This is a genomic window from Pseudomonas sp. GM41(2012) (assembly GCF_000282315.2).
Lineage (GTDB): Bacteria > Pseudomonadota > Gammaproteobacteria > Pseudomonadales > Pseudomonadaceae > Aquipseudomonas.
This window is the reverse complement of record NZ_AKJN02000007.1, coordinates 1,139,224-1,152,924: the sequence shown is the minus strand read 5'-3', so window position 1 is coordinate 1,152,924 and position 13,701 is coordinate 1,139,224. Positions and strand designations below refer to the sequence as shown.

General features: G+C 57.2%; 8 protein-coding genes, 2 tRNA genes and 2 rRNA genes. 3 read left to right on the top strand and 9 right to left on the bottom strand.

The genetic code is table 11. The features are described 5' to 3' along the window. Nucleotides 1-104: 104 nt before the first annotated feature. Both rimI and PMI27_RS09330 read right to left on the bottom strand, forming a co-directional pair. A complete protein-coding gene (rimI, locus tag PMI27_RS09325; protein WP_008145534.1) occupies nt 105-557 on the bottom strand; it encodes a ribosomal protein S18-alanine N-acetyltransferase in 453 nt (150 codons plus the stop codon). Continuing rightward, nucleotides 550-1,299: a hypothetical protein gene (locus PMI27_RS09330; RefSeq protein WP_008145535.1), complete on the bottom strand. Its 750-nt coding sequence runs from the start codon at nt 1,297-1,299 to the stop codon at nt 550-552. The genes rimI and PMI27_RS09330 overlap by 8 nt, the downstream gene beginning before the upstream one ends. A 206-nt stretch (nt 1,300-1,505) precedes the next feature. Here PMI27_RS09330 and mksB point away from each other — a divergent pair, with 206 nt between their 5' ends. Genes mksB through mksF form a run of 3 tightly spaced genes read left to right on the top strand, consistent with a single transcriptional unit; the run spans nt 1,506 to nt 6,311 of the window. Further along, nucleotides 1,506-2,783 (top strand): Mks condensin complex protein MksB, encoded by a 1,278-nt coding sequence (gene mksB, locus PMI27_RS09335; RefSeq protein ID WP_008145536.1) that lies wholly within the window; start codon nt 1,506-1,508, stop codon nt 2,781-2,783. Further along, nucleotides 2,773-3,474, top strand: coding sequence for an Mks condensin complex protein MksE (mksE, locus tag PMI27_RS09340; protein WP_008145537.1), 702 nt, complete (start codon nt 2,773-2,775; stop codon nt 3,472-3,474). Before mksB ends, mksE begins: the two co-directional genes overlap by 11 nt. Beyond that, nucleotides 3,471-6,311: an Mks condensin complex protein MksF gene (mksF, locus tag PMI27_RS09345; RefSeq protein ID WP_008145539.1), complete on the top strand. Its 2,841-nt coding sequence runs from the start codon at nt 3,471-3,473 to the stop codon at nt 6,309-6,311. The genes mksE and mksF overlap by 4 nt, the downstream gene beginning before the upstream one ends. Nucleotides 6,312-6,383: 72 nt before the next feature. Here mksF and PMI27_RS09350 read toward each other — a convergent pair whose 3' ends face one another. From PMI27_RS09350 to PMI27_RS0229625, 7 genes are all read right to left on the bottom strand, one after another. Continuing rightward, entirely contained in the window at nt 6,384-8,687 is a 2,304-nt protein-coding gene (locus PMI27_RS09350; RefSeq protein WP_008145541.1) for a PqiB family protein, read from the bottom strand. Beyond that, nucleotides 8,680-9,303, bottom strand: a complete 624-nt coding sequence (locus tag PMI27_RS09355) for a paraquat-inducible protein A (protein ID WP_008145542.1) — start codon at nt 9,301-9,303, stop codon at nt 8,680-8,682. Before PMI27_RS09355 ends, PMI27_RS09350 begins: the two co-directional genes overlap by 8 nt. Continuing rightward, nucleotides 9,290-9,949 (bottom strand): paraquat-inducible protein A, encoded by a 660-nt coding sequence (locus tag PMI27_RS09360; RefSeq protein WP_008145543.1) that lies wholly within the window; start codon nt 9,947-9,949, stop codon nt 9,290-9,292. Before PMI27_RS09360 ends, PMI27_RS09355 begins: the two co-directional genes overlap by 14 nt. A gap of 148 nt (nt 9,950-10,097) precedes the next feature. Then, nucleotides 10,098-10,213, bottom strand: a 5S ribosomal RNA gene (rrf, locus tag PMI27_RS0229640). A 157-nt stretch (nt 10,214-10,370) separates the two neighbouring features. Continuing rightward, nucleotides 10,371-13,262, bottom strand: a 23S ribosomal RNA gene (locus PMI27_RS0229635). A gap of 249 nt (nt 13,263-13,511) precedes the next feature. After that, a tRNA-Ala gene (locus PMI27_RS0229630) sits at nt 13,512-13,587 on the bottom strand. A 27-nt stretch (nt 13,588-13,614) separates the two neighbouring features. Beyond that, nucleotides 13,615-13,691 (bottom strand) — tRNA-Ile (locus PMI27_RS0229625). Nucleotides 13,692-13,701: the final 10 nt, after the last annotated feature.

Here is a 13,701-nt window from a genome sequence, read left to right as displayed (position 1 = left end):
CGGATCGCCGCACCGCATGCTCCTACAGGATTCATGTCGATCACACATTCTGTGTTTGGCACCAAACCTGTAGGAGCATGGCTTGCCCGCGATGCTTTTAAGGCTCAGTCGACGAGGGTGCAGGCCATTACAACGGCATCTTCACGCCCACCCACTGCCGGGTAATAATCGCGCCGCCGACCGATCTCGTTAAACCCATAACGCTCATACAACTTGAACGCGCCACGGTTGCTGTCGCGCACTTCCAGAAAACACTCCCGCGCCTTGGCGTCATACGCCCGGGACATCAAATGCTCCAGCAACGTCAAACCCAGGCCACGGCCCTGGTTTTCCGGTTTGACGGTGATGTTCAGCAGATGCGCTTCATCAAGGATGATCTGCACCACCCCGTGACCGACCTGCTGCTGGCCTTCAAACATCAGCCATATCTGATATTTACCCAGCCCATCGAGAAAAATCCCGCGAGTCCAGGGATGGCTGTAAGCCGCGTATTCGATTTTCAGTACAGCGTCCAGGTCCGCCTCGGTCATCGGGCGGAACGATACAGCGTCACTCATTCGATTCTTTCCAGCGCGCCATCAGCCGACGCATGGCTTGCCAGACATCAGCCTTACGCTGTGGCTCTTCCATTAATAATTCCAGACCCGGCAGGGCCCAGACCGAGCCCAGGCCTTCGACCTGGAGTTCACGGTTGAAGGATTCGGCGTTCGCCTCACCGGCGAAACGCACCGCCGGCAGGCCGATCAGCCACACGCAGACGCACGGTGCGTCTTCCAGCCGGGCCGAGAGAAAACCTTGCACGAAGTCGCGAGCCGCTTCCGGGCCTTGATCCATGGTGCCCCGAGACAACAGCGGCCAACGCACCGGCTCGCCGACGATCTGCGGGCTGTCCGGCAGACCGGCGGCGCGCAGCATATCTTTGAGCAACAGATAGGCAGGGTCGCGGGTCTGGAACGATTCGCCTGTGGGTAACTCCACCAGCAGCAGGCAACGCCCGGCCCGCAGCAATTGCAGGGCGAAACGCGGTGGCGGCACGACAGGCGCCCTGGCCACAACCGGAGCGGCCTCTTCTTCAACCTTGGCATTCGTGCGCGTGCTGGCCAACGATGGCCGTGGTACCTCGATTTTCACCCGTTCGGCCGGTTTGACCAGCGGTTCCACGGGCGAATCAGCCACAGGCACGGGCGCAACCGGAGCAACCGGCGCGACGACCAACGGCTCGGGCATCTCCAGCAACTCAGGGCGCGAGGGCGCAGCAAAGGGCAATTCGGTGCGCGGCAGCCAGTTGACCACCTGCATGGCGGTCAAATAAGCGCGACGACGGGACTCGATAAGCAAAGGTCGGCCACTTGTGGATAACTAAAGTGCGGTGATTCTACCGCCCTTCGCTCAAGATCGCCCACGCTTGATCGATAGAAAGCCAACTGTCCGTCCCGAGAGTGAATCGCAACGGGCGTGATGCAGTACAATCGCGACTTTTAATCGCCAACCAGCCGGCCATTCCGATGATCGAACCCAAGCGCGTCTTGCGCGCCCTCGCTGAACACTGGGCACTTCTGGAGCCACTGTGCGAGCACTTCGACCAAGGCACCCTGAGCCTCAACGAATTGCGTTCACAGTTGGCCGCCCAGCAACTCGACAGTACGCCGCAGGACATCACCAGCCTGCTGGACGTGTGGATCCGCCTCGACATTCTGGTTCCCGTGGCGAAAAGCCCGAACCGTTTCGAGCTCAATGCGCAGATCCACGACTTCCTCGCCTACCTGCGCCGTGAGCACCGTCTGGGCCTGTGCCTGGAGATCGAAGCCTATCTGCGCCATCTCGAGCGTCTGGCCGGTTATATCCAGGACGCCTTCGACATCCGCGACGGCCACGACCTGGCCCGCCAGTTGCGCCTGCTCGACATGCGCGTACGGGACGTACTGAAGAAACTCGCCAACGACGAACAGGCCCTGGTGGCTGTCGCCGAGCGCGCCAAGACCAGCGACCGGCAGATTCCCCTGCGTCAGCGTTACGCTGAAGTACTGGCGACCTGGGACGAATACGTCGAGCCGATGATTCAGTTGGTGAACGCCGACGGCGCCTTCGAACAAGGCGTGCGCAAGGTCGAGAACGTGCTGCTGAAGATGCTCACCGAGCAGCAGCGCCTCGGCCATCTGGTCGATGACGACATGCTGCTGCGCACCCACGCGCGCATCCTCGAAATGCAGACCAGCGCCCAGCTGACGCTGCGTCATGCCCGCGAGCTGTTGCTGCCGCTGCGTGAAGAAGCCCGTCGACACAACGCCGTGACCCGTGGCGCGGCGCTGGCCTTGTCGGCCATTCGTCGCAAAGGCATCGATGCGGTGCCACAAGCGGCGATGCCAATGTTCACCCGCCCGCAAAGCACCTTCCTCGGCAGCGCCAGTCAGGTCGAAGCCTACGTTTATGCCCTGGCGCGTTTCGAGCCGAAACCGGCGCGCTTCCCCAAGGCCCACAAAACGCAGAAAGGCGAAGCGCCGCGCGCGCCACGCACGGTTCGGGAAATGCTCGAACGTTGCGAAGACGCCCTGCCGATGCCGGACCTGATGACCTGGTTGCTGGAGCAGGAACCGGACGGCGCTACCGACGAATTGCTTTATTGGTTCTCGCGCCTGTCGCGGGAAAAGCGCTTCACACGCGAGCGTCTGGAACGCCGCGATTACCACACTCACGAGCATCAGGTCAGCCTGCGCTCCTTCGCCCTGCTCTCGGCCCGCGACACCGCCGCCGAGGATTCTGCGAGCATCCCACATGCATCTTGATCTAAACGAACTGTCCCAGCTGGCGCCGATCTTTCGCGAGCTGTTCAAGGGCTACCACGTCAGCCGCCGCGACCCGGAGCTGTACGCGCAACTGTCGAATTTCCAGGACCAGTACCGCACGCTGTTCAAGGCGCTGGGCTTTGAACTGGTCTGCGACACCCGTGGTTTCTACTACTTCGTCCCGGACCTCGCGGCGGCAGCGGTGAACAAGACCGCGCAACGTCTGGCGCTGTTCACCTTCATCCTCGTCGAACATCTGGCCGATCAGGGCCGTGACCCGGTCGCCGTACTCGACGGTGGCAGCCTCGGCCGCGACGAGTTGCCATCGCTGCTGGAGAAATACCGCGACCTGTTTATCCAGGCCGAAGTGCAGACCGTCGAAGAACTCGAAGAAAAAATCATGCGCCGCATGACTCAGCTCGGTTTTGCCGGTGAAGAGAACGGCATCTACCGTTTCCTGCCGCCGATGCACCGTTTCCTCGATGTCTGCCTGTCGGTCCAGCAGGATCGTGACTTGGCCGCAAGCCTGCACAGCGTGTTGCCATTGCCGGTGCCCGTGCTGATCGATGACGACAGCGACGAAAAACTTTTGGAAACCGATGACCCGCTCGATCTCAGCGACTTCGCTGAAGAAAGCGAAGAAGACGCCATGGCCCGCGCCATCGCCGAAGAACAGGAGACCGACGCATGAGCAAGGAACGCTACGGCATTCGCCGCTTTGCCCTTTTGAACACCGCCGGTTACAGCCTCGGCCTGTTCCCGCTGGAAGAACCATTGTCGGTTTACGGCGCGAACAACCTCGGTAAATCCGCGTCGATCAACGCCTTGCAGTTCCCGATCCTGGCGCGCATGTCGGACATGAGTTTCGGCAAGTACAGCCTGGAACAATCCCGGCGTTTCTACTTCGCCTCGGACACCAGTTACATCCTGGTCGAAGTCTCGCTGCCCCACGGTCCACATGTGATTGGTGTGGTCGGTCGCGGCCCGGGCGGTGGTTTCGGTCACCAGTTCTTTGCCTACGCCGGCAAACTGGATCTGGCCCATTACCAGAAAAACGACACCTGCCTGCGTCAGAAAGAATTGTTCACCAACCTTGAGCGCGAAGGCCTGAAAGCCTACGAACTCAAACCGGATGAACTGCGTCGTTTGCTGGTGGGCGGTCACACCTCGATTCCGCTGGACCTGACGCTGATCCCGCTGCGTTCCACCAGCGAGCAGAGCCTGAAGACGTTCCGCGCACTGTTCATCAACCTGCTGCACATGCGCGAAATCACCGCGGCCAAGCTCAAGCAGCTGTTTCTCGATGCGTTCGAACACAGCCTGCGTTCCGGTAGCGTCGACTACATCGCCGCGTGCGAAGAAGCGTTCCGCGATGTACGACGCATGGAGCAGGACTACAACTCGCTGGTCACCGCCGGCCCGTTGGTCGAAGCCCTTGCGGCGGGCGTGACCCAGCGCAATATCCTGCGCGGCAAACTGCACCGGATCTCCCCGCTGCTCGATTCCCTGCTCGGCACCTGGTCGGACTACGCCAGTGCGCGCAAGGAAGAGCTGACGATTCAGGCCGAGCACTACCGCAACGAACAGGACGCGCTGCAAAACGATCAGCGTGGCGGCACTCAAGAGCTGATGCGTCTGGAGCGGGAAATTACCGGCATCCAGCGCTGGCTCGGCGAGTTGTCGGTGCTCAAGCATCGCTTCGCGCTGGTCGATGACGTCAAAGTCCTGGAGCAGCAACTGCTCGCGGCCAAGGACGCGCACGATGAACTGGCCGGTGCGCTGGCGCAGTCGCGGCAGTTCTCTGCCGAAGACCTGGAAGAACGCCTGCGCGATCTGGAAAAACGCCTGAAGTCGGTCAAACAGCAACTCGATCACGCCGACAACAACAGCTACGCCCGTCTGCGCGAGGAATTCTCGCAACAGGATGTCGAGCGCCTGATGCGTTTGTTCAATAGCGCGTTGTTCAGCCTGCCGCTGGGTGAGCACGGTATTACGCTGGACGAGGACGGTCAGTGGGTCAAATCCATGGAGCTGATTCTCGATGGCTTCAAAGGCGAGCGCTTCGAAGTACCGGGCCTGTCCATCGACATCTCGCACATCGAGCCGCCGGCCCTGCAAGCCTTGGCTGACCGCGCGGCATTACGCGATCAGAAAGAGCGTCTGGACAAAGAACTCAAGCAACTGAAAACTCAAGCTGCCGTGGCCGCCGACCGCGCCGCGAGCAAGACCCAGACCGAAGCGCTGTACCAGCAAGTGCTGGATGCGCAGAAAGCGCTGGAAGACTTCCGCCGCGCGCAAACCCTGAGCGCCGAGGAAGACGACAAGCTTGAGCAATTGGCACAGATGGAAGCCGCTCAGGAGGAATTGAAACGCTCCAGCGACGCCTTCACCGAACGCGTCCAGCAACTGTCGGCCAAACTGCAATTGGTCGGCCGACAGATCGGCGACATGGAAGCCAAGCAACGCACCCTCGACGACGCCCTGCGCCGCCGTCAGCTGCTGCCCGCAGATCTGCCGTTCGGTACACCGTTCATGGAACCGATCGACGATTCCATGGACAACCTGCTGCCGCTGCTCAATGACTATCAGGACAGCTGGCAGGGTTTGCAGCGCAGCGATGGTCAGATCGAGGCGCTGTACGCTCAGGTCCGCCTCAAGGGTGTGGCCAAGTTCGACAGCGAAGACGACATGGAGCGCCGCCTGCAACTGCTGATCAACGCTTACGCACACCGCACCGACGAAGCCCTGACCCTTGGCAAGGCCCGCCGTGCGGCCGTCACCGACATCGCCCGGACCCTGCGCAACATCCGCAGCGACTACGACAGCCTTGAGCATCAACTGGCGCTGTTCAACCGCGAGATCAACAAGCGTCAGGTCTCCAACCTGCAAAGCTTCCGTATTGTCCTGGCGCCAAACAAGGAAGCGCTCAAGCACATCGACCAGATCATCCACAGCGCCGGCCAGTACGAAGAAGGTGAAACCCTTTCGGTCTTCGACCTGAGCCAAAGCGCCGATCAGGACAACAAGAACGAGGAAGCCAAGGAATACCTGGCGCGGCTGGTGGCGGCTAACCACAATCAACTCGGCCTCAAGGACCTGTTCGAGCTCGCGTTCGAGATCACCAAGGTCAACGGCCAGCCGGTGATCCACACCGACATCGACGGCGCGGCATCCAACGGCACCACGATGACCATCAAGGCGCTGACCAACATGTACTTGTTGCTGCACTTGATGGACCGCGACCAGGCCGGTCGCGTGCGCCTGCCGTACTACCTCGACGAGGCAGCGGACATTGACGAGAAGAACCAGGCAGCGCTGCTGGAAACCAGTCTGCAACTGGGCTTCGTACCGATCCTGGCGAGTGTGAAGCCGCAGGTCTGCGCCAGTGTCGCCATCGACCTGGAAGGTGGCAGCGGGCCGAATGGGATCTACATCGACGAGGCGGACTGGAAGTACATTCGTCGTCACGATGAGGTGAAGGCTGCCGCTAATGTTGAAGCGGACGAGCCGGAGCTGGATGCGGTCTGATTTGAACCGTTAGAGACGAAAAAGGCCGCGATCCAATGGATCGCGGCCTTTTTCATGCCTGCTGTTTTGGGCTTACTTGCCGATTGAAATCTTCGGCGCCCAGGTCAGCCATTCATCTTCGAACTTATCGAACAGCGGGAACGTTTGCTCAGCTCGCGCCGGACTGCCCATGCGCTCGCCGTCCGGCGTGGCGAAAGCGATACCGCCCTGAATCAACGTCTCCAGCGATTCGGTACGCATCGTCGCCCCTTTGAACAAACCGTAATCAAAGCCAAAACCACTCGAGTTCCAGAAACGCGTACCACTGCGCACTAACGGCGCGTACTTCGGCTCGATAAGGATGTGCACCAACACACGATCCGCCGTCTGGCCGAGTTCATAGCCTGTCACCTTGCCCACGGTGATTTCGCGATAAGTGACCGGCACACCTGTTTTCAGCGAACCACGGCGGGCAGCGCTCAATACCAGACTCAATCCCGCCTCTTGTTTAGAGTCTTCCGGCGGATTGGCCAGGGCCACGAAGTTCTTCTGCGGGCCGAGGTTTTTCGCGGCGGGTTGCACTTCGATGTATTGGCCAGTGACCAGCGTTTCGAGGTTGGATGTCTTGATCAGACCCAGTTCAGGTTTGACCACCCAGAACTGACTGCCGACCCGAGCGATACGCTCCGGCACTTCTGTGATTCGTGCAGTCAGCAGCACCGATTGCAGGTCATCGCTGAGGTCGACGTCTTCAATCTTGCCGACATCCAGGCCTTTGAACCGAATCGGTGTGCCGCTGCGCAAACCATCGGCGCGATCAACCCTGATCGTGACCACGGCGCCTTTTTGCGTCGCCTCATCATGACTGGTAAACAAACGGAAACGCGGAATCCGCTTCTGCAACGGCGCCTTGGCTTCCGGGGTTTCGAAGGCAATACCGCCAGCCATCAGGCTTTGCAGCGACTCACTTTTGACCTGGATCCCCCCCGTCAGTCCACCCGTGAGCGTGATGCCACTGGCATTCCAGAACCGTGTCGAGGCGTTGACCAGCCCTTCGTATTCCTTCTCGATATGCACACCAATCACCAACTGCTTTTTGGTGCGTGAGAACTGATAGCTCTGGACCGAACCGACCTTGACCTGTTTGTAGAGAATCGGGCTGCCGACCTCCAGTGAACCGAGGTTTTCGGTGAACAGCACCAAGTGCAATCCTGGCGCACGCAAGTCGAGCGGCGGTGCCTTCGGCCGAGCCACAAACTCGCGCTGCGGTGCGGCGCCTTTGTCTCCAGGACGCACGGCGATGTAGTTACCTTTGACCAACGCTTCGAGCCCGGTGATACCGGCAAGCGAGATCGACGGTTTGACCACCCAGAACTGGGTGCCTTCGACCAGGTAATCTTCAGCCAGAGGATCGAGGGTCAATTCGGCGGTGGCACTGGATAGATCAGGATCGATCTTGAGTGCTTTCAGATTGCCGACCTGGATGCCTTTGTACATCACCGGTGTGCGACCCGCCTGCATGCCTTCGAAGTCGCTGAGTTTGACCTTGACCCGAATACCGGCGGCGGCTGCATCGAAATCTTCGTAGAGACGAAACGGTAGACTCGGGTCGGTGGGCGGGCTGTCCTTGCGGTTCTCCGGTGTGGCAAACGCGATACCGCCGGCGACAATGCTCGCCAGGGACTCGCTGCGCACCTTCACACCCGACAGGTTGGCGTCGATGCTGATGCCGCTGGCGTTCCAGAAACGCGTGTGTTTGCGTACCAGTTTGGCGTAGGTGGGCTCGATGAAAACTTTGAGTTCGACAGTGCTTTGGTCTTCGGACAGCAGATAACTTTTGATCTGGCCGACCTTGATCTGCTTATAGAACACCGGGCTGCCGCGATTGAGTGAACCGAGACGATCAGCCTTGATGGTCAGGTGTAGACCGGGCTGGGCGTCCGACAGCGGTGGCTCTTCGGCCAAGGCTTTGAACTTGCGAGTCGGCTCACCCTCGCCCGGGCTTACCGCCACGTAGTTACCCGAGACCAGCGTCTCCAGGCCAGTGATGCCGGCCAGCGTCACGCTCGGCTTGACCAGCCAGAAACGGGTGCTGGTCCGCAGGTACGGCTCAACGTCCTTGTTCATCTCGACGGTAGCGATTACGCCTCTGGTGTTGCCTTCGTCATCGAGTTTGAGGGTCTTTACCTTACCCACCGACATGCCTTTGTAAACGACTTCGGTCTTGTTGGCCTGAATGCCTTCACCACTTTCGAAACGCACCTGAATTTCGATACCGGTCTCGTTGTAGGCACGCCAGCCGAGCCAGCCGCCGATGATCAGGGCGATCAGGGGCAACACCCAAATAGCTGACCAGTTCGAGGCCGGTCGGGTTTTTGCTGTAGGCAAATCAGTCATGGTCGTCGTCCGACTCCGTGTTATCCCAAATCAGTCGGGGATCGAAAGTTACTGCGGCAAGCATTGTCAGAATCACCACGCTGGCGAAAGCGATGGCGCCAAGATTGGCTTCGACGCTGGCAAGCCGTCCGAAATTCACAACCGCCACCAGGATGGCGATCACAAAAATATCGAGCATTGACCAGCGGCCAATGAACTCAATAAAGCGGTACATCCAAATGCGTTGGCGAGCTGACAGGGGTTGGCGGCGCTGCACGGAAAACAGCAGCAGCGCGATGCCCACCAATTTGAACGTTGGTACCAGAATGCTGGCGATAAAAACCACGGCGGCGATGGGGATCATGCCGTGTTGAACCAGCTGGATCACACCGGACATGATGGTGCTGGGATCGCCCTGCCCCAGTGAACTGACGGTCATGATCGGCAACACGTTGGCCGGGATGTAGAGCACCGCGGCGGTCACCAGCAACGCCCAGGTACGCATCACACTGTTCGGGCGACGGGCGTGAACCAGCGCACCGCAACGGGTGCAGACCTGCTCGTCGGTGTCGGCTTCCTGCTTGTTCAATTCATGACATTCAGCGCAAATCAGAATGCCTGCATCAATCGCCCGCATGGGCATCCTCTCCTGATAAAGCCTGCCAGATCTGATGGGGCGACATCACAACCTCCAACCAGACCTGAACCAACAACAAGCCGATAAAGCACGCCAGGCCAAACCCGACGGTAATTGCTGCCATATCTGCCAGTTTGACGATCGCCACCAATACGCCCATGAGGTAGACCTCGAGCATCCCCCAATCGCGTAAATGGTGATAAATGCGGTAGAGCAACAGGCCGTAACTGCGTCCAATATCAAAACGAATACTCAGCAGTACAACCAGTTGGCAAAGCAACTTGAGCAGCGGGATTCCCATGCTGCAGAGAAACACCACGACTGCGACGCCTTGCATTCCGGTATCGAACAGGCCAACAACGCCGCTCCAGACGGTGTCGTGCGATGACTGCCCGAGTAGATGGAGTTGCATGATGGGTAAAAAGTTCGCCGGGATATACAACAACAGAGCGGCGAGCACCAAGGCGAGACTGCGCTGTATGACGTTATGCCGATGAGCGTAGAGCTCGTAGCCGCAGCGCGGACAGAGGGCTTTCTCGCCATGGGCGAGTTCGGGCTTGCGCATCAGCAAGTCGCACTCATGACACGCTACCAAGTCGTCCAGCGGTAATTCTGACAGCCCTGGGGCGTCAACCGGATCTGGCATAAAGGCTCTGGCTCCGAAAAAGTTGGACCTATTCTAGTGTCATGGATCGAAAATAACTGTGCAAATTTGTGCTTTAACTGAAAGCCACTTTCCTGCGGGCAAAACAAAACCCCTACCTGCATACGCAGATAGGGGTTTCGGAATTTAATCTTGACGATGACCTACTCTCACATGGGGAAACCCCACACTACCATCGGCGATGCATCGTTTCACTGCTGAGTTCGGGATGGGATCAGGTGGTTCCAATGCTCTATGGTCGTCAAGAAATTCGGGTACTGAGTCGTAGCCAGCTGGCTTCGCTTCAGCAAATTGGGTATGTGACAGCTTTCGGTGTTTTGTGAGATTCGAACTTTCGGTTCATTTCGTCTTCACACACCGCAATCTGATGCTCTTTCGAGTAGTCAAATTGCTTGGGTGTTATATGGTCAAGCCTCACGGGCAATTAGTATTGGTTAGCTCAACGCCTCACAGCGCTTACACACCCAACCTATCAACGTCGTAGTCTTCGACGGCCCTTCAGGGGACTCAAGGTCCCAGTGAGATCTCATCTTGAGGCTAGTTTCCCGCTTAGATGCTTTCAGCGGTTATCTATTCCGAACATAGCTACCCGGCAATGCCACTGGCGTGACAACCGGAACACCAGAGGTTCGTCCACTCCGGTCCTCTCGTACTAGGAGCAGCCCCTCTCAAATCTCAAACGTCCACGGCAGATAGGGACCGAACTGTCTCACGACGTTCTAAACCCAGCTCGCGTACCACTTTAAATGGCGAACAGCCATACCCTTGGGACCGGCTTCAGCCCCAGGATGTGATGAGCCGACATCGAGGTGCCAAACACCGCCGTCGATATGAACTCTTGGGCGGTATCAGCCTGTTATCCCCGGAGTACCTTTTATCCGTTGAGCGATGGCCCTTCCATACAGAACCACCGGATCACTAAGACCTACTTTCGTACCTGCTCGACGTGTCTGTCTCGCAGTCAAGCGCGCTTTTGCCTTTATACTCTACGACCGATTTCCGACCGGTCTGAGCGCACCTTCGTACTCCTCCGTTACTCTTTAGGAGGAGACCGCCCCAGTCAAACTACCCACCATACACTGTCCTCGATCCGGATAACGGACCTGAGTTAGAACCTCAAAGTTGCCAGGGTGGTATTTCAAGGTTGGCTCCACGCGAACTGGCGTCCACGCTTCAAAGCCTCCCACCTATCCTACACAAGCAAATTCAAAGTCCAGTGCAAAGCTATAGTAAAGGTTCACGGGGTCTTTCCGTCTAGCCGCGGATACACTGCATCTTCACAGCGATTTCAATTTCACTGAGTCTCGGGTGGAGACAGCGCCGCCATCGTTACGCCATTCGTGCAGGTCGGAACTTACCCGACAAGGAATTTCGCTACCTTAGGACCGTTATAGTTACGGCCGCCGTTTACCGGGGCTTCGATCAAGAGCTTCGCGTTAGCTAACCCCATCAATTAACCTTCCGGCACCGGGCAGGCGTCACACCCTATACGTCCACTTTCGTGTTTGCAGAGTGCTGTGTTTTTAATAAACAGTCGCAGCGGCCTGGTATCTTCGACCGGCATGGGCTTACGCAGTAAATGCTTCACCCTCACCGGCGCACCTTCTCCCGAAGTTACGGTGCCATTTTGCCTAGTTCCTTCACCCGAGTTCTCTCAAGCGCCTTGGTATTCTCTACCCAACCACCTGTGTCGGTTTGGGGTACGGTTCCTGGTTACCTGAAGCTTAGAAGCTTTTCTTGGAAGCATGGCATCAACCACTTCGTCACCCAGAGGGTAACTCGTCATCAGCTCTCGGCCTTAGAATCCCGGATTTACCTAAGATTCCAGCCTACCACCTTAAACTTGGACAACCAACGCCAAGCTGGCCTAGCCTTCTCCGTCCCTCCATCGCAATAACCAGAAGTACAGGAATATTAACCTGTTTTCCATCGACTACGCTTTTCAGCCTCGCCTTAGGGACCGACTAACCCTGCGTCGATTAACGTTGCGCAGGAAACCTTGGTCTTTCGGCGTGGGTGTTTTTCACACCCATTGTCGTTACTCATGTCAGCATTCGCACTTCTGATACCTCCAGCAAGCTTCTCAACTCACCTTCACAGGCTTACAGAACGCTCCTCTACCGCATCACCTAAGTGATACCCGTAGCTTCGGTGTATGGTTTGAGCCCCGTTACATCTTCCGCGCAGGCCGACTCGACTAGTGAGCTATTACGCTTTCTTTAAAGGGTGGCTGCTTCTAAGCCAACCTCCTAGCTGTCTAAGCCTTCCCACATCGTTTCCCACTTAACCATAACTTTGGGACCTTAGCTGACGGTCTGGGTTGTTTCCCTTTTCACGACGGACGTTAGCACCCGCCGTGTGTCTCCCATGCTCGGCACTTGTAGGTATTCGGAGTTTGCATCGGTTTGGTAAGTCGGGATGACCCCCTAGCCGAAACAGTGCTCTACCCCCTACAGTGATACATGAGGCGCTACCTAAATAGCTTTCGAGGAGAACCAGCTATCTCCGAGCTTGATTAGCCTTTCACTCCGATCCACAGGTCATCCGCTAACTTTTCAACGGTAGTCGGTTCGGTCCTCCAGTTAGTGTTACCCAACCTTCAACCTGCCCATGGATAGATCGCCCGGTTTCGGGTCTATTCCCAGCGACTAGACGCCCTATTAAGACTCGCTTTCGCTACGCCTCCCCTATTCGGTTAAGCTCGCCACTGAAAATAAGTCGCTGACCCATTATACAAAAGGTACGCAGTCACCCAACAAAGTGGGCTCCCACTGCTTGTACGCATACGGTTTCAGGATCTATTTCACTCCCCTCTCCGGGGTTCTTTTCGCCTTTCCCTCACGGTACTAGTTCACTATCGGTCAGTCAGTAGTATTTAGCCTTGGAGGATGGTCCCCCCATATTCAGACAAAGTTTCTCGTGCTCCGTCCTACTCGATTTCATGACTAAGAGATTTTCGCGTACAGGGCTATCACCCACTATGGCCGCACTTTCCAGAGCGTTCCGCTAATCTCAAAGCCACTTAAGGGCTAGTCCCCGTTCGCTCGCCACTACTAAGGGAATCTCGGTTGATTTCTTTTCCTCAGGGTACTTAGATGTTTCAGTTCCCCTGGTTCGCCTCTTAAGCCTATGTATTCAGCTTAAGATAACCATCTTATGATGGCTGGGTTCCCCCATTCAGACATCTCCGGATCAAAGTCTGTTTGCCGACTCCCCGAAGCTTTTCGCAGGCTACCACGTCTTTCATCGCCTCTGACTGCCAAGGCATCCACCGTATGCGCTTCTTCACTTGACCATATAACCCCAAGCAATCTGGTTATACTGTGAAGACGACATTCGCCGAAAATTCGATAATACTCAATTAAGAGCAACTCACAAATTTTACCTTAGCCTGATCCGTTACCAGTGAAAGTAACGTTCAGTCTATCTTTCTATCACATACCCAAATTTTTAAAGAACGATCTAGCCAAAGACTAGAAATCAACATTCACCATCATCACGATGGAATGCTCATTTCTAAGCTTTCAACAAACAGAAGCAGTAGTGGTGGAGCCAAACGGGATCGAACCGTTGACCTCCTGCGTGCAAGGCAGGCGCTCTCCCAGCTGAGCTATGGCCCCGTATTTCTACAGGTTCCCACACAAAATTGGTGGGTCTGGGCAGATTCGAACTGCCGACCTCACCCTTATCAGGGGTGCGCTCTAACCAACTGAGCTACAGACCCAATTTCGGGC

Coding starts and splice junctions, on each gene's coding strand:
- rimI (WP_008145534.1), bottom strand. CDS start 557: ATGAGTGACGCTGTATCGTTCCGCCCGATGACCGAGGCGGACCTGGAC.
- PMI27_RS09330 (WP_008145535.1), bottom strand. CDS start 1,299: ATGCAGGTGGTCAACTGGCTGCCGCGCACCGAATTGCCCTTTGCTGCG.
- mksB (WP_008145536.1), top strand. CDS start 1,506: ATGATCGAACCCAAGCGCGTCTTGCGCGCCCTCGCTGAACACTGGGCA.
- mksE (WP_008145537.1), top strand. CDS start 2,773: ATGCATCTTGATCTAAACGAACTGTCCCAGCTGGCGCCGATCTTTCGC.
- mksF (WP_008145539.1), top strand. CDS start 3,471: ATGAGCAAGGAACGCTACGGCATTCGCCGCTTTGCCCTTTTGAACACC.
- PMI27_RS09350 (WP_008145541.1), bottom strand. CDS start 8,687: ATGACTGATTTGCCTACAGCAAAAACCCGACCGGCCTCGAACTGGTCA.
- PMI27_RS09355 (WP_008145542.1), bottom strand. CDS start 9,303: ATGCGGGCGATTGATGCAGGCATTCTGATTTGCGCTGAATGTCATGAA.
- PMI27_RS09360 (WP_008145543.1), bottom strand. CDS start 9,949: ATGCCAGATCCGGTTGACGCCCCAGGGCTGTCAGAATTACCGCTGGAC.